The organism is Clostridium sp. Cult3 (assembly GCF_021655115.1).
GTDB lineage: Bacteria > Bacillota > Clostridia > Tissierellales > Tepidimicrobiaceae > PPXY01.
This window is the reverse complement of the sequence record NZ_PPXY01000052.1, coordinates 1-20,378: the sequence shown is the minus strand read 5'-3', so window position 1 is coordinate 20,378 and position 20,378 is coordinate 1. Positions and strand designations below refer to the sequence as shown.

Sequence of the window (20,378 nt, the reverse complement as noted above, 5' to 3'; positions counted from 1 at the left end):
TAGTATATACAAACCTAGAGAAGAACCTCCAGGATATCGTCGATATACTTCTCCTGGTATAGTCTTCTTTTCAATTTTCCCATTGGTTAAATCTACATCAAGTATCTTTGCATCTGGGAAAACCATTAAACCACCCCTTTTTCAAATTATTATTCTGTTAAACCTCTTGCTATCTCAGTTAACTCAAAGGAAAACTCAGAAGTCATTTCAATAGAGGACAATACTACTCCACTACCATCTTCCTTCAATGGATATAAGAAGTCTCTAAAGCTACCATCTTCAAGCTGTGCTCCTACAAATGTTATATCTCCAACATTTTCAGCTATTTCACGATGTTTAGGATCTTTAGTCTGTCTATATAGAATTGCTGCACCCCAGCCCTCTTTACATTTAGATGGCCAATGATAGGATTCTGGTATAGTATTATAAGAGAAGGACATGGATTTCTTAGCACCTTCTAAGAATCTTTCTTCTCCTGTTCTTTCAAATAATTCTGTTAAAAATCCTGCTGCTGCACCTGAATAGTAAAATGGTCCAATTGGTTTTTCTGCATTAATACAATGAGCTATTTCATCCTCTGCTGGGAATTCAGTGATTAATTTACCAGTCTTAGGATCCCAATTTACATAATATTTTTTGTCAAATTCTGGTTGTGGATCTAATACCTTATCTATAACAAAATCTCCTGCCTTTATAGCTTCATCAATTTTACCAAAGTATAGGGAAGTCCATCCACCTATTACTGTAAATAGAAGGTTTATTGGATCCTTATTCTTTTTATCGTCTAAATTCACATAGAAACCACCAGAAGGATCCTGATATCTCAATACCTGTTCTATAGCTTCTTCACTACAGATATCAAATCTTCCCATCTTATATGCTCCCATTAAAATAAAGCAATTTCTGTATAAGAATTGGGTCTTGTCAAAAGCTCCTTCATTTTTAAAGTGGAACTCGCCTGGTTGAGTCATTATATTTTTCTTTGCCCAATCCAATAATTTACCTGCTTCCACAATATGTCCTGTTGAAACCAATGCCCATACAGTCTTATACATTCCTGCAACTCCAAAGGGCTTACCTATAGAACCATCCTTTTCTTGCCTACTACATAACCATTCGGCTCCCTTTCTTCCAGCCTCCATATAAACTTGCGCTTTGTTTAAATTTTTTTCTGTCATTAATAATACCTCCCTATATATTAATATCCTACAAATTCTGACTTATTCCTTCATTACTAATCCTTTTTGTAGAAAACTATAAACTAAAGTACTAAGGGCTTCTACCCCTATGCACAATACTGATTCATCAAAATCATAATCAGGACTGTGTAAGTCCAAAGGTCCTTCTTCCTCCTTAGCCCCTACAAAAAAGTACATGCCTGGTACTAATTCCAAGTACTGTGAAAAATCTTCACTAGCCATACCTGGATACTGCAACCATTCTACCCTGCTAGCTCCTAAGGATTTCTTTAATATCCTATAGGAAGTCTTTGCAATATACTCATCATTTACTGTGAGAGGAAACAGATTGGTATGTTCAAACATAAATTTTGCATTATGGGCTTCGGAAACTCCTTTAGCAATCCTTTCGATAGACTGGGGAATTCTTCTTTGTATTTCCTCATCAGTAGTCCTTATGGTACCACTCATATTAATTCTTTCCGGTATAACATTAAACGCAGTGCCGCCATTTAAAACCCCTACTGATACTACCGCTGCATTCCTAAGTATATCTACTTCCCTGCTTACTATAGTTTGAATAGCAGATATTATCTCTGCACTTACTACTACCGGATCTATTCCCTTATAGGGTTCTGCACCATGACTACCCTTTCCAACAACTTCAATATCGAACTTATCCCCCGATGACATAATCACTCCATCTTTTATTCCTATCTTGTTTTTTTCAAACTCTGGCCAAATATGAAATCCAAATATAGCATCTACCGTCGGATCTTCTAAAACCCCATCATCAATCATCTTTTTTGCCCCTAAACTTAGTTCCTCTGCTGGTTGAAATATGAACTTTACATTTCCTTTCAGTTGAGATTTATACCTATTTAGAAGTTTAGCTGTACCAAGAACAATAGCCATATGTCCATCATGTCCACAAGCATGCATATAACCAGGGTTGATAGAACTATAGGGTAGATCTGTTTGTTCCCCTATAGGTAAGCCATCCATATCTGTCCTTACTGCTATAGTAGGTCCAGGCTGTCCACCTTCAATCATAGCCACAATTCCAGTACCGCCTGCTAATCCCGCTTTAAATGGGATATTCAATTCATCCTTTAGATACCTTTGAATAAACTTGCTAGTATTGTACTCTTTAAAACCTACTTCTGGTATCCTGTGTAAACTTCTCCTCAGCTCAACCAATTCATCAAACATATTTATTGCATCATTTTTAAACCTTATACCCTCCATAGTCTGCTACCTCCAAGAAGTTATCTATAAAGCTTTTTCACTGGGCCTAGTAGTTTAGCTACTAAGCCCAAGTCCTGTCCTATTTATAGGCTCCTGATTCTACTAGTTTTTTAGCTTCTAGATACTTCTTCTTTCCAAAGGCTGGAGCCCCTACCTTATCATAAAATTCCACTCTTCTCTTAAGGTCTTCACCTGTTGGTTTTGGTTCAAGTAGTCCTACAACTATCCCTACTATTAATATTATAGGTACAGTTTTTAGAACCATTACAAATTCTCCTACGCCGCTAAATGTAAGAACTGCAGCAGAAACCAATCCTGCTATAGTAGACAACATAGCAGACCATTTTCCTGCATCCCACCAGTAGAATGCTGCAATCGTTGCAAATATAAGAACCATTAGGAATATATCTGCAAACACTAGAGCTCGCAACACATAGGTTACAAAGAAATAGGAAATTATTATGGTAATAGCTGCTAATATCAATGTAACAACTTTGGAAACGCTAAACATCTTTTCTTCAGATGCTTCTTTGTTTATCCATCCCTTATACATAGTTTGAGTTATAAGGGCAGCATTGGTATTCCAGATGGAACTCATAGTAGACTGGGCTACTGAATACACCACCGCTAGCATAAAGCCCTTAACAACAATTGGTGTCCAATCGAGTATGGCATGAATAAGTCCCATATCTGGATCTTCTAGGTTTGTCCATTCAATTCGTGAAAACGCAGAGGTAAGTATAAGTAATGCATAAAGTATTACTACTCCTACTGTTGACCAACTCATCGCCTTAGTAGCTGATTTTTCATCTTTAGCAGAGAACATCCTCTGAGCATACCAAGGTGACATTTGGTACATACATACTGATAACAACATAAATCCAAATATTGAAGAAGCTGGCAAAACAGCATTATCTATTTGTGGCTTTAGTGTTAGTAAGCTTGGATCAAATACTGTAGATAGTTGGGAGAATCCGCCACTCTTTACTGCTGCTGTAATGAATATTATGGGTATTCCAATTACTGTGATTAGAAATGCTGCCATATCCGTATATACTACAGATACTAATCCACCTGTTAAAGTTAAAATTAATACTGTCAAGGTTATGACCAATATAGTTCCCAAATATGACCAACCAAAAGCTGTTCCAAATACTTTTGACGCTGAGGTCAAATATACTGCGGTTAATCCTATCATAGCAAGCATCATCATAATAGCTGCTAGATTTCCTAGGGATTTTCCAAATCTTTCTTCATACATTTCAATTAAGGATACACCGTCAAACCTTTTCCACTTCTTTGCAAAAAATATGGTGTATATCCCTAAACTAGCTGCAAAAGTAATAGCAAACCACAATCCCATTATCCCCCCAACATATCCTTGGGACGATAAACCAACTAAACTTGCAGTATTCAGCTCCGTCATGATTAGGGTACCAACGAGAACAAAGGCGCTAAACTGCCTGCCGCCAACTACATATTCCTCATAATTTTTAACCTTTTTACCTTTGTAGACACCATACCATAGCACAAAGGCTATGTAGGCAATTACAATAATTAAGTCAATAACTCCAACTCGCATATTCATCCTCCTTTTTTGTAATTAGTAAAGAGAGCGCTTTCCTCCTTTCTATAAAATTTATCTATTTAATTAATGCTTGTGATTATATACTTCTATAATAAACTACAATTCCCTTTGGTTTTTAAGCCAAAAAATCTATAGACAATTCTAAAGATTTTGTACAATAATACAAACAAAAAAAAGAAGTAGCCTTAGCTCATGCTACTTCCATTAGATTAAAAATATATCATTCCAAAAATGGCAATAATTTTAAAGCTATGGCTAAATTTACTCTATCCTTACAGGTGTTTAAATCTATCCCATATATCTCTTCAATGACCTCAATCCTGTATCTTATGCTATTGGGATGCATGTACATCTTTTCAGATGTATCCTTGACATTACAACCACTATCAAAAAATAAAGATAAAGTCTCTAGTAATTCTTCCTTGTTTTCTTTTTCTGAATACAATAAAGGTCCTAGATAATCATCTACATACTTTGCTACATTTTGGTAAGAATCTTCAATATCTATTAGTCTAAAGAATCCAATATCCTTATAATCATATACACCCTCAAGAAAAGGGGATTTGGATACTACTTTGATAACCTTTTCTGCCTGGTGGTAACTTCTATTTAACTCATTAAACTCAACAAGACTTCCTAAACCTATTTGAAAATCGTTTTCTAATAGTTCCTCAAGATTAAATTTTATCTCCTCTACTAATGCATGTATACCCTTGTCATTCGGAGGAAGGATAAAAATCAAACTCAAATTTCCATAGATGCCACAAATAAGATTGTCGAACTTGCTGGAAATCTGAGAATTTATACTATCCATCTTAGTATTATCCATGATTTTAACCAAAAGAACATGGTTATTCCTATGTAAGTTCCACCCTAGTTCCCTGCACTTAAAATAGGCTTCATCGTAGTCGTCTATCTCATTATTCATTAAATCTTTAAGAAATTGCTCTCTATGCTTCAGCCTTATAGTCGAAGATAAGTTAATTCTCTGAATTTCAGCCTCTGCTGCCATAGAAGCCTGTTCCAATAATACGATATCCTTCTCTTTTAAAGGCCTTTCCTTTGAGGAAAGTAATACATATCCTACTATTTTATAATTATAAAGGATATCTAAAGATACCCACTCTAACTTTTCATCCTCCGTTTCCATTTCATACAAATATAGATTCTTGTCCATTATATTAAAATAATCACTTCTAGCCTCTTTCAATACCCAATTTTTTTTATCCAGTATCTTATCTTCTCTAAAATAATCTGATGAACCCTGATATATCCGATCCTTATAGATAATAGCAGCATTCAATCCAGTATGATACTCCAATACATCTACAACTCCAGCAAAACCCTCTTCCTTATATACCTTATCTAAAAATAGGCTATAGCTTTCTCCATCCATATTGATATTTTTCGACCTATGGACTACTGCTCTAAACATGACAAAAGTAATCACATCTACCCACGCATAGCTTTCATCTACTTGAAATATTGTAAATCCCAGTTGATCAGCTTTTCTCTTCATCTCTTCTGGAATCCTGTCATTTAAATATCTAAGCTTGATACCCAGCCCTGAAGAGTTAGTTTTAGCTAATTCTTCTATTAATTGTACTTGCTTGTCTACATCATCCTTTATACTGTAGGCTGTAGTTAAAGCTAATTCTCCACCTTTCAACCATTTTACACCTTCTGGCGCATCAATGACCGTTACCGAACTCACTTCCTTATCTAAGCCTTTCTTACCAGCTAATACCTTAGTCTTTGCAAAGAAGTCTGTTTCCAAAAGACTTCTAAGAGTAATCCCCATCATATCAGCCCCTTACTGTAGATTCATATTTTTTTATAATCCACTATGTTATATATATTCGACATAAATCCCTTTTTCCCTTCATTTGATTTGAATAAAAAACTAAAAAACCTACCACAGATATTTTCCTGTGGTAGGTTTAAATTTATACTATTCATTTTTATGAAAATATCTATACAGCACCTTCACAAACTCCGGTATAGTCTTTTCTACACTGGTTATTTTAGCTTTTCTTTCATATTCTTTTTCCCTCTCTATAGTTTCTAAAGCATATTTTAATATATCCTTCTCATTAGATTCTCTCCCAGTCTTATATTTGTACATATCTGATAAAAAGGATAGGGCTTCTTCATTTTCTATAAAGGCAAAGGAAGAAAATAAGCAAAATCCAAAATTTTCAAGGGCAATAATATAAGCATATAGATATTCTAAATCGGAACTATTCCAATTTTCTATTGTCTTAGATTTAATATCTATGTTAAAATCTCCTTCTTCTCTTATAGAAGGCTTTGTGACCATATCCTTGTGCTCTTCCTTCTCCCTAAATAGAGGATATATTCCAGTAGTTTTGCTTCCCAATACTCTACCTAATAAGCTCATAGCCTTTACTTCTTCTAAGGCTTTATCCATCTCTTTCATACTACCTTTTTGCCCTTGAAGACTAAAATATAGGCTACAGCCAAATATAAACTCTATACAATCTATTCCCTGCTCAAAGCATCTCCTAGTGAAGTCCTTTACATATCCTTTGTCCTCTATACCAAAGGCATCCTTTAAAGCTGCATGGGCTTCACTTTCTGCTGGAGAAGAATAATAATCTTCCTTGGACTTAGCATGCCTATTTAAACAACCTATTACACAAAGGGGGGAGCAGGTTTTGTTAATTTTTATTTCTGAAGGCTTGTCACTCTTTTTAACCTTTTCATCCTCCACTGAACTCAAATCAATATTGTTGCCTTTCTTGAGCATCTTCATCAGTGTAATAGAGCCAAGCCCCGGTAGAGCTTTACCGCAAATGGGATGATTTATTATCATTCTACTTAAAGCTTTAGAAGTTTCTTTCATGTTTTTTTCGTCCTGTAAAGGCGCATTAAAGTGCCTCTTTGTCTTCACCACTATAGCCTTCAATCCCTTGTAACCAAATACATCTCCAATACTGCCTCTAGCACAATAAAAAACAGGTTCTCCTTCTGGATATGTACTAAACAATGTAGACACTGGAAGTAGATTTTCACCAGCTGGCCCTATACCTACTATCCCACATTCCTTTCCGTATATGTTTCTAATCTTATCTATAGTAGGCGAAACTTCCAATCCCTTAATTCCTTCTATTCTATCTAAAATTACCTTTTCTTTCTCAATAATAATAGTTAAGGGTATATCCTCTGCATTTTTCCCCGTTATAACCAGTGCTTCAATATTTAAGGAAGCCAACTTTTGGGATATCGTCCCTGCTAAATTAGAATATTGTATACCTTCCGTCCTGGATCTTTTCGTCCCTACTATCAACCTTCCCGTACTAGGGGCAACGGTACCAGAAAAAAGTCCTGGTGCTAAAACTATTGCATTATCTTCGTCCAACCTGTCAGTATCTGGTGAAACTTCCTCTTCTATTATCCGCGTCACAAGGCCCCTACCATAATCCATGCTATGGTTCTGTTTTTCTACTACCCTTTTCTTCGTAAGGTCTATATAGAATATTCTTCCCATTATTTCTCTCCTTTCATTTCGTTTAATAGTTTCAACGCCTTTTCCTTATCCATGATCTTCCCTTCATCTAATATATAGAAATCATCACACAAGATTGAAAGTAAATTTATATTATGAGTTATAAAAATAATGCTAATCTGTAGTTCATCCTTAATCCTTCTCAATATTTCCAATATCTCTATAGCTTGTTCCTCATCCAACATGGAAGTGACCTCATCAGCAATGATTATTTCAGGCTTTGGAATCAATGCTCTAGCTAAAGCTACTCTCTGTCTTTGTCCCCCGCTTAAAGTATGTACTTTCCTTTCGCCATAGGTTTTTCTACTCATACCTATCATCTCTAAAACTTCCTCTATGGAAAAATAATCTCTACCGTGCCTTTTACAATATTTGATAGGCTCAGATAAAGTCTGAACAATTGTAGCTGTTTCTTCTAAGCTTCCATAAGGATCTTGAAATATATATTGAATAGAAGCTGCTTCCATAAAGCCCCTTCTTCTAATAGAACCTAGGCTTTTCCCCTTAAACTCAACCTTTCCTCTTGTTGGTTCTTCTAAACCTACTATGATCTTTGCTAATGTACTTTTCCCACTGCCACTTTCCCCTAATAGGGCTATAGCCTCTCCCCTGTTTAAAAATAGATCTACTCCTTTTAGAACTTCTTTGTTACCATAGTTGGTTTTAAAGGTCTTTTCTATGTTAAATAATTTCAATATACTACACATATTTGCCTCCTATAGAACGATTACTTCATCTGCTAACTCTTTTACAAAGGATCTATCATGGGAGATTATTAACATACCTACTCCTTCTGCTTTTCTCTTCTGGAGAAAATCTATTATGTTAATAGAGGTGAAATAATCTAATGCTGAAGTAGGTTCATCTAAAACCAATAGTTTAGGCTTTTTTATGAAAGATAAGAGTAACACCGCCCTCTGTTTCATTCCGCCACTTATCTGAAAGGGATAGGCTTTTTTAATGCCTATATCTAATCCTAAATCCTCTAAGTAAAGATCTACTTCCTCTTCGCTTAAGCTAATATTATTTGATTTCACAAGATCTATTTGGTTTTTAATAGTTTTTGAAGGATTCAATCCATCTTGAGCAAATTGGGGCATATAGCTTACATACTCATATATATCCTTTCCCCAAGAGCTGAAATCCCTTTCTAAAATTAAAGCCTCATCATATTCTATTAAACCTTTAAAATCCTTACAGAAAAGGGAATTGATAAGGGTGGTCTTTCCTATACCACTTTTCCCAAGGATGGCCAAACATTTTCCTGCATCCAAATATATATCTGGATAAGAAAACCAATGGCTTTCACCTTCATATTTAACCCTATAATTCAATAATTTAAGCACCATAACTAGTCCCCTTCATAAGTTAATAAGGAAATAGTAACCACAAAAACACATAGACAAACAATAGGTGGGAGTAGATACCATTTGTATACTCCATCTACAAATATACCCTCATAGCTCAGGGCTGATTTTATTATCCTTCCCCAGGATTTAAGTACTGGATCCCCTACTCCTAAAAAAGATAAGGTAGATTCATATACTGCCGCCTTGCTGGTCTGTAAAATAAACATGGTAGACACAGTAGGCCTTATTTCTGGCCAAACCTTCTCGATTATATCTATCAAGTTCCCCTTTAACAATATGGTGTATTTAACCTTTTCCCTCTCCATAGCCACCATGGCCTTAGACCTAACTATCCTACAAACCTTGCTCCAAGAAAAAAATGTAATTGCTATTATGGTATTTATTACCTTAGGTTTGGAAAAGACTGCAAAAAACAATATGATAACTATCTCAGGAATTATAATGAAAAATTCGGTAAAGGTTAGTATCAGCTCATCTACCCACCCTTTGTAATACCCGGCTACTACGCCAAATACCGTACCTAAGATTGTAGACAAAACCGCCGATATAACTGCAATAAATATAGTAGCCCTAAAGCCCGATAACACCATGGAATATATATCCCTGCCCATCTCATCTGTCCCTAGCCAATGGGTTTTTGATGGTGATAGCATAGGAGAAAAGCTAAAATCGTTTTCATCATAGGGAGTCAATATTGGATAGAAAACAGCTATTAAAAACATCATGATCAATATGCTAATTAATATCTTATTCTTTATAGTCATTTTAAAACCTCGGATTTACTTTTTTGATCAATAGCTTGAACACCATATTAACTATCAAGCCATATATTCCTACAACTAGCAATATCCCTTGAAGAAGGGGATAGTCAGAACTTGTAGTTGCCACCTTTAGAAGGCTTCCCATCCCTGGATAGGAAAAAACACTCTCTACAAATAGGGTGCCTGAAATAGCATACAGAAATTGAATATTTATCTTACTCAATATTTCAGGCAAACTATTGTGGAGTATATAATCATACTTTATTCTTTTTTCATCTATATTGAGATAATAGGCTGTCTTAACATAGTTTTCATCCTTTATATTTGATGTGGTATTATACACAAGTAAAAATATAGAAGGCACTTCTAAAAAAACCAAAGTCATCAAAGGTACTGTAGAATGAAATAGTACATCCTTTATAAAGCCTTCAGAAAAAGGGTCCATTCCTGGTGTATATGCTCCTGAGGATGGAAACATTTTTATTCTAAAACAAAATATCAGCTGAAACAATATAGCCACTAAAAAAGATGGAAGGGCCTGAATAGAAGAAAAGAAACCCAAGATCAAGTTATCTGTCTTTTTCTTCTTTATTGCCCTATTTAATCCTAAGGGTATACCTATTAGAGAAGATATTACGATGGAAGAGATGGACAAAAAAATCGTCCATCCAATTCTCCCAGCAATAAGCCTTGATACAGGCATTCTATAGTAAAAGGAATATCCTAAATCCAATTTTGATAGATGCCTAATATATATAATAAATTGTTCTCCTAAAGTCTTCTCAGGAGCATAGTATTCTTTAAACACATTGTAGGTATCCTCTGGTAAGTTCATATTGAGTATATGCATATCCCCTTCTCCCAAGGACAAGGGATTACCAGGGATAATCCGTGGCAACGCAAAGCTAAATACTATTATTAATATAAAACAGACTAGATTCTTTCCTAGATTCATAAAAACCCCTCAAAGCTATTATTTATCTACCCAAGTACCTTTTATAAATACTAATTTATTTTGAATAGTGGGTACTGCTAATGCCACTCCATCCTTTGTAAAGAACCAACCGTCAAATTTATCTTGATTATAGGCAAAAGTAATCTTCCTATAGTATAGAGTCAATGTTGGTAGTTCTTCTGCTATTATCTCTTGTAATTGGGATACCAATTCATATCTTTTATCTCTGTCCGTTTCAGTTAACTGTTCTACGAATATTCTATCAAATTCAGCATTAACCCAATTTTTACCCCCTTGAGTAGTAATCTCAGGAGTAAAGCCTGTCAAACCCTCTTGGGATACAAATCTTGCTAGTAATACAGGATCTCCACCAAAGGAACCATGGCCATTTATAGCTAAGGTGAACTTTCCTTCTTTGATTAAAGCATCTAAACTCTTTGAATCTAAACTCTTAATCTCCAGTTCAATCCCTATGGCTTCTAAATATGCCTTTATCATTTCTGCATCATTTACCCTATCCTCACTAGTCAACAATTCAAATTTTAACGGTTTCCCTTCAAACTCCCTAATACCGTCTCCATCAGAATCGGTAATATTACACTCATCTAAAAGTTCCTTTGCTTTATCAGGATCATAATCATATTCTTTTACTCCTTCATAGTACCATTCTGAATCAGGATGGATATGACCTGAGTTTCCAGGAACCCCACTGTTTTTAGTTGCTTTTTCTACTAGTTCTTCCCTATTTATTGCGTAGTACATGGCTTGTCTAAATTCCTTTACGTTAAAAACAGGCTCATCATAATTTAAATAAAGCCTAGCAACCCAAAACCCTGGACCTTCTATTACATTAAACTTTCCCTCTTCTTTAATTTGCATTGCTTCTCCGTACTTTATCTGTTGGGCACCATCTATCTCACCTTTTTCTAGGGCCTCTTTAGAGTTGCTATTAGGACTGAGTATTAACTTGTCTATCACAGGCTCTCCTAGGAAATAATCCTTGTTAGCAATAAATACATATACCCCAGTGTCTTCTTCATATTTTTCTAGCATCAATGGCCCTGAACCAATTACCGCTTCTTCAGTATCAAACTTCTCTGGCTCCTCCACATCTTCCCATATATGTTTTGGCATAATAGGTACATTTCCCGCCACATCGGTTATAAAAGGAGCATAGACATCCTTTAAAGTAATCTCTACCGTATAATCATCGATGACCTCTACCTTGTCAACCATGTTTAAGGAAACCCACTGATATGGATGATCTTGTATGTAATCAAATGAAAACTTCACATCCTCTGCTGTCACTGGCTCTCCATCGGTAAACTTAGCATTTTCCACCAAAGTAAAAGTCCAAACCTTGTTATCTTCGGAAACCTTCCATTCCTTTGCCAGCATAGGCACTATTCCATTTTCATCCTTCCAAGTTAAGGTGTCAAATATAAAGCTAGTTAAAAGGTATCCTCTCCCCTTTGGAGATACTGTATAGACTGAAGGGTATCCTAGATTGTCTCCATCTAATCTAAGAATTCTTTCTTCATCCTTAACTTCATTTGCTACTTCTTCCCCTTCATTATTTACATCAACATCTTCTTTGTTTTGTTGACATCCAACTAGTACAGACATTGATAGTACAATAACTAAAAATAAAGATAAAAAACGTTTCAATGGTTAACCCTCCTCGTTAATAATTAATCAATACTACCTGTTCAATTATATCATCAATAAAATAGTTCTATAATTCAATTTATCTATAGGAGGGCTTTAGCTATTGATGGGATTAATATATGGAATGTAAATAAATATAATAACAATGGACATAATTATAAAAACCTTAGTTTAGTAAAAATCCCTTCCACTAAACTAAGGTTTATTTATTGTTATTTTATTCTCATCTTTTCTATTTTTATATCCCTCATAATCTTTTTTACATTATCTATATTTACCTTTCCCGTCTCTTTTTCCATTGCATTAGCTGTACCACATGCAGCTGCTAATCTTAACATGGTCTCGAAATCGTATTTTCTAAGTATGGATACAGCAAATCCTGCTACCATTGAATCTCCCGAACCTACTGGGTTTACAGCATTTACTTTAGGAACCTTAACCTTATAAGCATAGTCCCCAGAAAAGGCCATTGCCCCTTGAGAACCTAGGGAAACTACAACTATATTTATACCCTTATCTAGCAAATGTTTAGCGCCTTCAGCTATTTCATCTTCATTAGAAATGGTATATCCCACAAGTTTTTCAAGCTCTTCTTTGTTTGGCTTTACTAAGAAGGGTGCTCCTTCAATACCTAATTTTAAAGCTTCTCCGCTTGTATCCAGAATAAACTTTTTATCATGCTCCCTGGCAATATCTATCAATTTCCTATAAGTATCTGTTCCCAGCCCTTTAGGCAAGCTACCAGAAGCACATATTATTTCACAATCCCTTATAGCTTCACTATACATTCCATAAAAATTTCCCATTTCCTTTTCTGAAATATTAGGTCCACCTTCTAGCACTTCCGTTTGACTTTTATCATCAGATAATATAGCAATACAACTTCTAGTTTCGCCATTAATGTCAACAAAATTATGCTGTATATCCATACTATCTAGTTCATCTTTAATATATTCGCCACTTCTACCTCCTAAAAATCCTGTAGCAATTACCAGTTCACCAAAGGATTTAATAACTTTAGTAACATTTATTCCCTTACCTCCGGGAGTATACTGTACTTCCTTAGTTCTAAATATTTCTCCTTTTTCAAAACCATCAACAATATATCTCCTATCAATAGAAGGGTTTAAAGTTATGGTCAAAATCAATTTATGTTACCTCCTTATAATGGATCATTTCTATATTCTATTATTACTTCCACAGATTTTTATTTTATCAACTACCACTTTTTTTGCCGCCTCTTTACCAGGAGTTAGATATTTTCGTGGGTCATTGGCTGTTGGATTTTCTTCAAAATACTCCCTTACACAATTAGCAAAAGGTATTTTTAATTCGGTAGCTATATTGACCTTACAAATCCCTAATTCTATTGCTTTTCTTATAGATTCTGAAGGTACTCCTGAAGCCCCATGAAGTACCAAGGGTACATCGATTATCTCTTGCATCTTTTTAAGTCGTTCAAAATCCAATTTAGGCTCTAGCCTGTATACCCCATGAGCTGTACCAATAGCCACTGCAAGGGAATCCACATTGGTCCTTCTTACAAAATCCAATGCCATAGCTGGATCGGTTAACAAAGCATCTTTATCATCCACCATCCTGTCATCTTCCTGTCCGCCAACAGTACCTAATTCAGCCTCCACCGATACACCATATTTATGAGCATAATCTACTACCTCTTTTGTTGTACTTATATTATCCTCATAATCTTTCAATGAAGCATCTATCATAACTGATTTAAAACCAGCATCTATACATTTCTTTAAAAACTCCACATCTGGACAATGATCTAAATGTAAGGCAATAGGAATGTCATATCTATTGGCCCCCACCTTTGCCATGGCTACTAAATAATCCTTACCAGCGTATTCAATAGTGCCAGGAGTAGCAGCGATTATCACAGGAGATTTCATCTCCCATGCTCCCTCTAATACAGCTTGCATAGTCTCTAAATTGTGTATATTAAATGCTGACACTGCATATTTATTCTTCTTTGCATCTAATAGTATTTCTTTTGTTGAAATAATATCCATAGTATTCTACCTTCCTTTATTAAAGATTATTTTGTTAATATCTCTAAAGTCTTCCCAGGGTATACAATCTATATCATTATCTTTACAGTAGTCTAATAAACCGTCTTTAGCAAAGACAATATCTGCTACTTCTGCAACAGGTTTGTCTGTAACACCATCTCCTATAAAAATTACAATATTATCTTCTTCTTTATAGTTTTCATAATGTTTAATTTTACAATTACCACAAGGACCTAATTTGCAACAGTCAGGAGTTTTGTGATAATACTCTAAAGTAACTTCATCCCCAAAATTAATAGAATTAGCATATACATCAATATCATTAATGCCATGTTTTTTTAGAAAAGGTGTTATTCCATTATTAAATCCACCGCTAATTATTGCAAAGGGAATATTATGCCTTTTAATATTTTCGTAAAATTCTTTAAATCCTCTAGATATTTCAATTTTATTTAATATAAAATTTGTATACTCTTCTTCATTTATTCCAATATCTCTATACTGTAATTCTAAATAAGGTAATAAATGTATTTCACCTTTTCTATATTGATTATACCTTTCTCTAGTTTTTTCATTACCAAAATACTTAATTAATTTTGCATTTGTATCTTCTGTAGTTATAGTGCCATCAAAATCTGATAATATAGCTACGCTATCTAAATCATTTATTTTAATCATTGATACCTCCATATAAGAAGTATTTAGCCGCGAATATCCGCGGCTATTTTAGTTTTCCATACTGTTAATTCTTTTTATAAATTGTTACTCCTTTTACTACCCTATTAACTATTCCACTTGGATTTGGATCATCAGGTTCTACATTTACATTTATAGAATAGAACAAAGCAACCAATTGAGCATATAGAGCATATAATAAGGACATAAATCCTGTATTATCAATGTTATTTCCATCTTTATTTAAATAGAAATATTTATTGCTATTTTCTTCTACCTCTTCATAGTATTTATTTGATATAGCTATTACCCTATGGCCACCCTCATCATTATAAATTTCTTTTAGCATATCTATATCATATTTTCTCGTATAAGGATCCTCCGATATATAGATAAATATCAATGTATTATCATTGGTTATGGATTTTGGTCCATGCCTAAATCCTAATGTAGTCTCACTATGAGATATAATTTGACCTCTAGTTAATTCTAATAATTTTAATCCACTTTCCTTTGTCAAACCACGGAAAGTACTAGAGCCTAAATACACAATCCTATTATATTTGGGATCTATTAAACCTTTAATTTCTTCCTGGTCACCCTTCAATATATCTTTACCTATCGTTGCCATTTCAAGTATTTGTTTTTTATTATTTTCAAAGTTTCCCATATCAAATATTAATAGAGCAGTAAGAGTCATACAGGAAAAACTACTAGTCATAGCAAAACCTTTATCATTAGATTCCTCTGGCATTAGTAGCAACAATACATTTTCTTTTCCTTGAGATATTTCTGCTAGTTTTCCTTCTACATTACAAGTAATAAATATATGGCTTACTTCATCTATCATTTCATTAGCTAGATTATAGGTTGCAACACTTTCTGGACTATTTCCCGAACGAGCAAAGGATACTAATATTGTAGGTATGTCCTTTTTAAAATAAATTTCTGGATTAGCTACAATATCCGTTGTAGCTATAGCTTCATAAATATATTCTCCCCCCATATTTAATTGTTGTGTTGCAATTTCACCTACATAAGCTGAAGTCCCAGCACCTGCAAATATTACTCTAACTTTGTCTTTTTTTAATCTTGCTTCTAAAAATTTATTAATATCATCTTTATTGTCCTCGACTATTTTTAATACTTCTAACCATAGTTTAGGTTGTTGATATATCTCTGTGGCAGTATTAAATCCATTTAATTTCTTCCACTTTTCATCATCTACACCAAACATAATCTTCACTCCTATTTGAATATTAATTTTATACGGTAATGATGTAATGTTGTCATTACCAGTATGGATAAAGAACTTACTATTTGTTCAAAACTACATGGTATTTAAACTTGTCCCCTCTTGCTATTCCCTTTGTATACTCGATTATCATATTGTTTTCATGAGTTATTCTTTCAATCATCATACTTGGTAGTCCTGGGGAATATTTAAGAAGCTCTGCTTCCCATTCGTTAGTCAATACAGGTTGAAATATTTCTTCTGCACAAGTAAAGGATGCATTATAATCTTTTGTAAATATATCATACATAGCATTTTGTTGTAGTTTTTTCTTTGTTAAACCTGGAAACCTACTACAAGGCACATAGCTTGTCTCAAGCATCATTGGCATATTATCTGCAAGTCTTAATCTTGTAAACTTATATACCTTATCGCCTTCATTTAGATTCATCTTTTTAGCTAGCTTTTCTTTACAACTAATTATATTAAAATCCAATACTTCAGAAGAAGGGGTTTTACCAGCTTTTTTCATTTCTTCTGTAAAACTATAAAATTCTAATAAGTCTTGTCTAAATCTTTCGGAAGATATAAAGGTTCCTTTTCCATGAACTCTATATACATGTCCATTGTTCTCTAGCTCTTGGATGGCCTGTCTTACAGTGGTTCTACTTATGCCTAAAGTATCACATAGTTCTCTTTCAGAAGGAAGTTTATCGTCTTCAGTTAGATTCCCCTCTTCTATCATTTCTATTATTATATCCATTACTTGATAATATAATGGAACTCTACTTTGTTTGTCTATTGTTTTCATCTTTATCACCTTAATACTTTATTCTTTAATACCCTTGACTACTAACATAATCTTATATTATTTGTTAAATATAGTCAACTCCACCGCACTCAAGTTCTGCCATCCTAAGGGATCTTTAAAGGCTAATTACTTCCTTAGTAAGAATTGACCTATGAACAGCTTCAGCAACTCTAGTAGCTTGTATTCCATCAAATGCATCGGCAATAAATTGAGTATTATTTATTACTGCTGTAACGAAATCCTTCATTGGCTGAACACCAAAACCACTTGCATCCCTATCCGTAAAATTCATAAAAAGATAATTTGGCACACTAGCTTTGTCTTGATTATATTGATTTAATCCTCTATAAGATTCATTTTTATAATATCCTTTTTCAGAGATAATAATTAATTGCCCATCATTAGATTTAGGAAAACTATTAGGTAAAATCCATGAATTCTCAACTGTCCAATTAGAACCATCTTCCATTTCTAATATGGCTTGCATAGAATCATAGGTATTACAATCCTTATTCACCAAAACTTGCTTATTACCTACAGCATATACTCTTTTAACTTCACTTTCAGTGATAAAACGAATTAAATCGTAACAATGGACTCCTAAAAACCAAGCTGGTGAGGATTTTTCTGTCCAATTAAACCATTTTAATGGAACATCAATAATATCATCTAATGCCATATAACCTCTGACAATTTTATCTTTATTATTTTCAATATCCTTTTTTATAGCTAAATAAGCTGGATCCCATCTTTTATGAAAATCTACTGCTACACGAACATTATTATCCTTTGCAAGTTTTATTAATTCCTCAGCTTCCTCTACAGTAGTAGCTAAAGGTTTTTCCACAAGAATGTTTTTAATGCCCCCTAAAATAGCATCTTTCATAGGTTCATAATGATAAGGATCTGGTGTTGCTATGGAAACTGCATCTAGTTCTTCATTTTTTATCATTTCTTTTACAGATGGATAACCTTTTATATTGTACTCTTTCTCTGTTGCTTGTAATCTTTCTTCATTTGTATCACAAAATACGACTTTGTTAACATTATTATCTGTAGTATAAGTGTTTATATGGTAATGGCCATATATACCTGCTCCAACTACACCTATATTAATCTTATTTGACATTATCTTCAGCCTCCTAGCTTTTATTAATTACCTACTTTTACTTTTTGTTTCTTTTCTAAATATAATCCTCCAACAATTGCTAGTACGGAAATAGCTGCTAACAATACACCTGCCATAACAGGAGCTTATGCTATTTTAGCTGGAAAATAAATAAATAGATTTCCTAAAGCCATAGTAGTTGCTTCCTGACCTTGTTGAACTAATGTTAAACCTTGTGCTTCACCCATTTTAGTTAATAAAGGTGCTGCCCAATCTTTAAATTTATTAGAAAAGAATTGTTTAGCTTGGTTTGAAATAGGAATCAACCCTGAAACAATCATTTTTACCATAGTTGGAAATAAAACCATTATTCCAGCTGTTTTCATTGTTACATCCATAACCCCTTTAAAATCATAGCCTGCAATTAATCCAAAAGCTGCTCCTAAAATTAATCCTAAATAAAGAGGGTCACCTATTATAGAGCCAATGAATTTCATTGTTTTACTTTGTTCTTTTTTATCTTCCTTTTCTTCTTTAGAACGATTTAAAAAAGGAATGTGGTCGTAAACTTTATCTAAAACCATAAATAATGGTGCACTAGCAGCAGCAAACCCATGGGGAATAGCGATACCATCTATACCAATTACTTTTTGCACACGTTTTGCTGTTACATCGGCTACCTTTAAACTTAATATGGCATGAGTTACACCAGCCATAATAGCTAAAACACTATTACCAGTCAAAATTTGAACAAAGCCAGCTGTTATTGCAAAATACCAAAAATTATAAATATCAATATTCATAGTATTGGTTAAATTTAAAGCTAACATTAATAGATTGACTAATAAAATTACTATTATCAATATTCCACCTAAAGCTGAACCAAAACCTATAGCTGCAGCAGGTCCTCCTCCAACATCAATAGCTGTCAAGTTTAAATTCAATCTCTCTACCATAATATTTATTACTGGAGAAAGGGATTCCGCCGTTAATGTGGAAACAATACTAACACCAATAAGTCCAATTCCTACCGTAACCCCTGCCTTAATAGCCTTTCTTATACTTAAACCCATAGCGATTCCTATTATTATCATAATCATAGGAACAAATATATAACTCCCAAGACCTATAATATAATCAATAACTTGTGCCATTTTATGCATCTCCTTCCTTTAATATTGAAATAACTTTATCTGATACAACATCTTCATTGATACCTGTTAAAAAAGCGCTTCCTTGAATTAATGGTACTCCATAATCTTCATCTACATTCATGGTAGTAATAATTAAATTGGCATTGTCCAATACACTAGGGATTCCATTTAATGTACTTTGAACTATTTCGCATTGAATATTATTTTCTTCCAATAGAGTTTCTATTTTTTCTCTTATCATAGTTGAAGTTGCTAAACCAGCTCCACAAGCTACAATTACTTTTTTCATTTTATGTTCCTCCTATTCTATAATAAATTCATTTAAAATATCACAAATAACTTTTTTATCTTTTTCTAATCTAATTTTGTTGAATAAAGTTTCATCTTGTAGCATTTCCATTATTGCTTTTAATATCTTCAATTGTTTATTAGATTCTTTAATCGCTAAGAGAAAAACAAATTCCACATCCACCGTACTATTAGTATCTTCCATAGAACGGAAAGGAATTTTATTCTCTAAAATTCCTAAACATACTCCTGATTTTTCAACATTTCTGTTTAAAGCATGAGGAATAGCTATAGCAGCTTTTTTTGCTTGCAAACCTGTCGGAAACTCTTCTTCTCTTTCCAATACAGATTGAATATAACTTTCATCAACGAAACCGTTTTCATTAAGCCGCTTTCCAAGTAATTCAATTACTTCTGTTGAATTATTAGCAGAGATATTTTTAACAATTAGTTCAGGAACAAATTTAAAGCTCAAATATTAGTCACCCCTTTCATTATGTTTTGTAGTTCATTAACTTTGTTATTGATAACATTTTCCTAAAACCCATTTCTCTCCTAACTGGTAGTGTTGTTACTACCATGTAGTAGAAAAAAATAAATCAAGAGATTATGCTAACTTTTCAATCTGGTAATTACCACTAGTTTTATTATAATCCATTCCTTTTTCTTTGTCAATATAATTATAATCTAGATTCTCCCTAAAAACTTCCCAGGAAAATAGTCCCAAGATAGCTATATAAAATAGAAAAAGCCAACCCTTAAGGCTAGCTTCTCAAAA

Annotated in this window: 19 protein-coding genes; all 19 read right to left on the bottom strand. The window is 33.7% G+C overall.

The features are described from left to right. Positions 1 to 149: 149 nt before the first annotated feature. A complete protein-coding gene (locus C3E88_RS10190; RefSeq protein ID WP_236910078.1) occupies positions 150 to 1,178 on the bottom strand; it encodes a hypothetical protein in 1,029 nt (342 codons plus the stop codon). 42 nt (positions 1,179 to 1,220) lie between these two features. Continuing rightward, entirely contained in the window at positions 1,221 to 2,426 is a 1,206-nt protein-coding gene (locus C3E88_RS10185) for a M20 metallopeptidase family protein (RefSeq protein ID WP_236910077.1), read from the bottom strand. Positions 2,427 to 2,505: 79 nt separating this feature from the next. Continuing rightward, entirely contained in the window at positions 2,506 to 4,008 is a 1,503-nt protein-coding gene (locus tag C3E88_RS10180) for a sodium:solute symporter family protein (RefSeq protein WP_236910076.1), read from the bottom strand. A 226-nt stretch (positions 4,009 to 4,234) separates the two neighbouring features. After that, positions 4,235 to 5,815 (bottom strand): PucR family transcriptional regulator, encoded by a 1,581-nt coding sequence (locus C3E88_RS10175; protein WP_236910075.1) that lies wholly within the window; start codon positions 5,813 to 5,815, stop codon positions 4,235 to 4,237. A gap of 150 nt (positions 5,816 to 5,965) precedes the next feature. Beyond that, entirely contained in the window at positions 5,966 to 7,525 is a 1,560-nt protein-coding gene (locus C3E88_RS10170) for an aldehyde ferredoxin oxidoreductase N-terminal domain-containing protein (RefSeq protein WP_236910074.1), read from the bottom strand. Further along, a complete protein-coding gene (locus C3E88_RS10165; protein WP_236910073.1) occupies positions 7,525 to 8,250 on the bottom strand; it encodes an ABC transporter ATP-binding protein in 726 nt (241 codons plus the stop codon). Before C3E88_RS10165 ends, C3E88_RS10170 begins: the two co-directional genes overlap by 1 nt. A 9-nt stretch (positions 8,251 to 8,259) precedes the next feature. Then, positions 8,260 to 8,892, bottom strand: coding sequence for an ATP-binding cassette domain-containing protein (locus C3E88_RS10160; protein ID WP_236910072.1), 633 nt, complete (start codon positions 8,890 to 8,892; stop codon positions 8,260 to 8,262). A 2-nt stretch (positions 8,893 to 8,894) separates the two neighbouring features. Further along, the gene (locus C3E88_RS10155; protein WP_236910071.1) at positions 8,895 to 9,677 is read right to left on the bottom strand and encodes an ABC transporter permease; all 783 of its coding nucleotides are present in this window, start codon (positions 9,675 to 9,677) and stop codon (positions 8,895 to 8,897) included. 1 nt (position 9,678) lies between these two features. After that, positions 9,679 to 10,629, bottom strand: coding sequence for an ABC transporter permease (locus C3E88_RS10150; RefSeq protein ID WP_236910070.1), 951 nt, complete (start codon positions 10,627 to 10,629; stop codon positions 9,679 to 9,681). Positions 10,630 to 10,647: 18 nt separating this feature from the next. Next, positions 10,648 to 12,297 carry an ABC transporter substrate-binding protein gene (locus C3E88_RS10145; protein WP_236910069.1) on the bottom strand — a complete coding sequence of 550 codons (1,650 nt, stop codon included), beginning with the start codon at positions 12,295 to 12,297 and terminating at the stop codon, positions 10,648 to 10,650. Positions 12,298 to 12,509: 212 nt separating this feature from the next. After that, complete coding sequence (gene pfkB / locus C3E88_RS10140; protein WP_236910068.1) at positions 12,510 to 13,445, bottom strand: 1-phosphofructokinase; 936 nt, start codon at positions 13,443 to 13,445, stop codon at positions 12,510 to 12,512. A 30-nt stretch (positions 13,446 to 13,475) separates the two neighbouring features. Then, positions 13,476 to 14,330 (bottom strand): class II fructose-1,6-bisphosphate aldolase, encoded by an 855-nt coding sequence (gene fba / locus C3E88_RS10135; RefSeq protein WP_236910067.1) that lies wholly within the window; start codon positions 14,328 to 14,330, stop codon positions 13,476 to 13,478. Between the two features lie 6 nt (positions 14,331 to 14,336). Continuing rightward, a complete protein-coding gene (locus C3E88_RS10130; protein WP_236910066.1) occupies positions 14,337 to 15,008 on the bottom strand; it encodes an MtnX-like HAD-IB family phosphatase in 672 nt (223 codons plus the stop codon). Between the two features lie 64 nt (positions 15,009 to 15,072). Further along, positions 15,073 to 16,242, bottom strand: coding sequence for an SIS domain-containing protein (locus C3E88_RS10125; RefSeq protein ID WP_236910065.1), 1,170 nt, complete (start codon positions 16,240 to 16,242; stop codon positions 15,073 to 15,075). A 79-nt stretch (positions 16,243 to 16,321) separates the two neighbouring features. After that, positions 16,322 to 17,050 (bottom strand): GntR family transcriptional regulator, encoded by a 729-nt coding sequence (locus tag C3E88_RS10120; RefSeq protein WP_236910064.1) that lies wholly within the window; start codon positions 17,048 to 17,050, stop codon positions 16,322 to 16,324. Between the two features lie 115 nt (positions 17,051 to 17,165). Next, entirely contained in the window at positions 17,166 to 18,179 is a 1,014-nt protein-coding gene (locus C3E88_RS10115; protein WP_236910063.1) for a Gfo/Idh/MocA family protein, read from the bottom strand. Positions 18,180 to 18,304: 125 nt separating this feature from the next. After that, positions 18,305 to 19,312 carry a PTS transporter subunit IIC gene (locus tag C3E88_RS10110; protein ID WP_236910062.1) on the bottom strand — a complete coding sequence of 336 codons (1,008 nt, stop codon included), beginning with the start codon at positions 19,310 to 19,312 and terminating at the stop codon, positions 18,305 to 18,307. Position 19,313: 1 nt separating this feature from the next. Then, on the bottom strand, positions 19,314 to 19,601 hold the full coding sequence (locus tag C3E88_RS10105; RefSeq protein WP_236910061.1) for a PTS sugar transporter subunit IIB: 288 nt from the start codon (positions 19,599 to 19,601) through the stop codon (positions 19,314 to 19,316). A gap of 12 nt (positions 19,602 to 19,613) precedes the next feature. Next, positions 19,614 to 20,075, bottom strand: a complete 462-nt coding sequence (locus C3E88_RS10100) for a PTS sugar transporter subunit IIA (protein WP_236910060.1) — start codon at positions 20,073 to 20,075, stop codon at positions 19,614 to 19,616. Positions 20,076 to 20,378 lie beyond the last annotated feature (303 nt).

Excerpts from the sequence above, each read along its gene's own strand:
- C3E88_RS10190 (WP_236910078.1), bottom strand. The coding sequence starts at position 1,178 with ATGACAGAAAAAAATTTAAACAAAGCGCAAGTTTATATGGAGGCTGGA.
- C3E88_RS10185 (WP_236910077.1), bottom strand. The coding sequence starts at position 2,426 with ATGGAGGGTATAAGGTTTAAAAATGATGCAATAAATATGTTTGATGAA.
- C3E88_RS10180 (WP_236910076.1), bottom strand. The coding sequence starts at position 4,008 with ATGCGAGTTGGAGTTATTGACTTAATTATTGTAATTGCCTACATAGCC.
- C3E88_RS10175 (WP_236910075.1), bottom strand. The coding sequence starts at position 5,815 with ATGGGGATTACTCTTAGAAGTCTTTTGGAAACAGACTTCTTTGCAAAG.
- C3E88_RS10170 (WP_236910074.1), bottom strand. The coding sequence starts at position 7,525 with ATGGGAAGAATATTCTATATAGACCTTACGAAGAAAAGGGTAGTAGAA.
- C3E88_RS10165 (WP_236910073.1), bottom strand. The coding sequence starts at position 8,250 with ATGTGTAGTATATTGAAATTATTTAACATAGAAAAGACCTTTAAAACC.
- C3E88_RS10160 (WP_236910072.1), bottom strand. The coding sequence starts at position 8,892 with ATGGTGCTTAAATTATTGAATTATAGGGTTAAATATGAAGGTGAAAGC.
- C3E88_RS10155 (WP_236910071.1), bottom strand. The coding sequence starts at position 9,677 with ATGACTATAAAGAATAAGATATTAATTAGCATATTGATCATGATGTTT.
- C3E88_RS10150 (WP_236910070.1), bottom strand. The coding sequence starts at position 10,629 with ATGAATCTAGGAAAGAATCTAGTCTGTTTTATATTAATAATAGTATTT.
- fba (WP_236910067.1), bottom strand. The coding sequence starts at position 14,330 with ATGGATATTATTTCAACAAAAGAAATACTATTAGATGCAAAGAAGAAT.
- C3E88_RS10130 (WP_236910066.1), bottom strand. The coding sequence starts at position 15,008 with ATGATTAAAATAAATGATTTAGATAGCGTAGCTATATTATCAGATTTT.
- C3E88_RS10125 (WP_236910065.1), bottom strand. The coding sequence starts at position 16,242 with ATGTTTGGTGTAGATGATGAAAAGTGGAAGAAATTAAATGGATTTAAT.
- C3E88_RS10120 (WP_236910064.1), bottom strand. The coding sequence starts at position 17,050 with ATGAAAACAATAGACAAACAAAGTAGAGTTCCATTATATTATCAAGTA.
- C3E88_RS10115 (WP_236910063.1), bottom strand. The coding sequence starts at position 18,179 with ATGTCAAATAAGATTAATATAGGTGTAGTTGGAGCAGGTATATATGGC.
- C3E88_RS10110 (WP_236910062.1), bottom strand. The coding sequence starts at position 19,312 with ATGGCACAAGTTATTGATTATATTATAGGTCTTGGGAGTTATATATTT.
- C3E88_RS10105 (WP_236910061.1), bottom strand. The coding sequence starts at position 19,601 with ATGAAAAAAGTAATTGTAGCTTGTGGAGCTGGTTTAGCAACTTCAACT.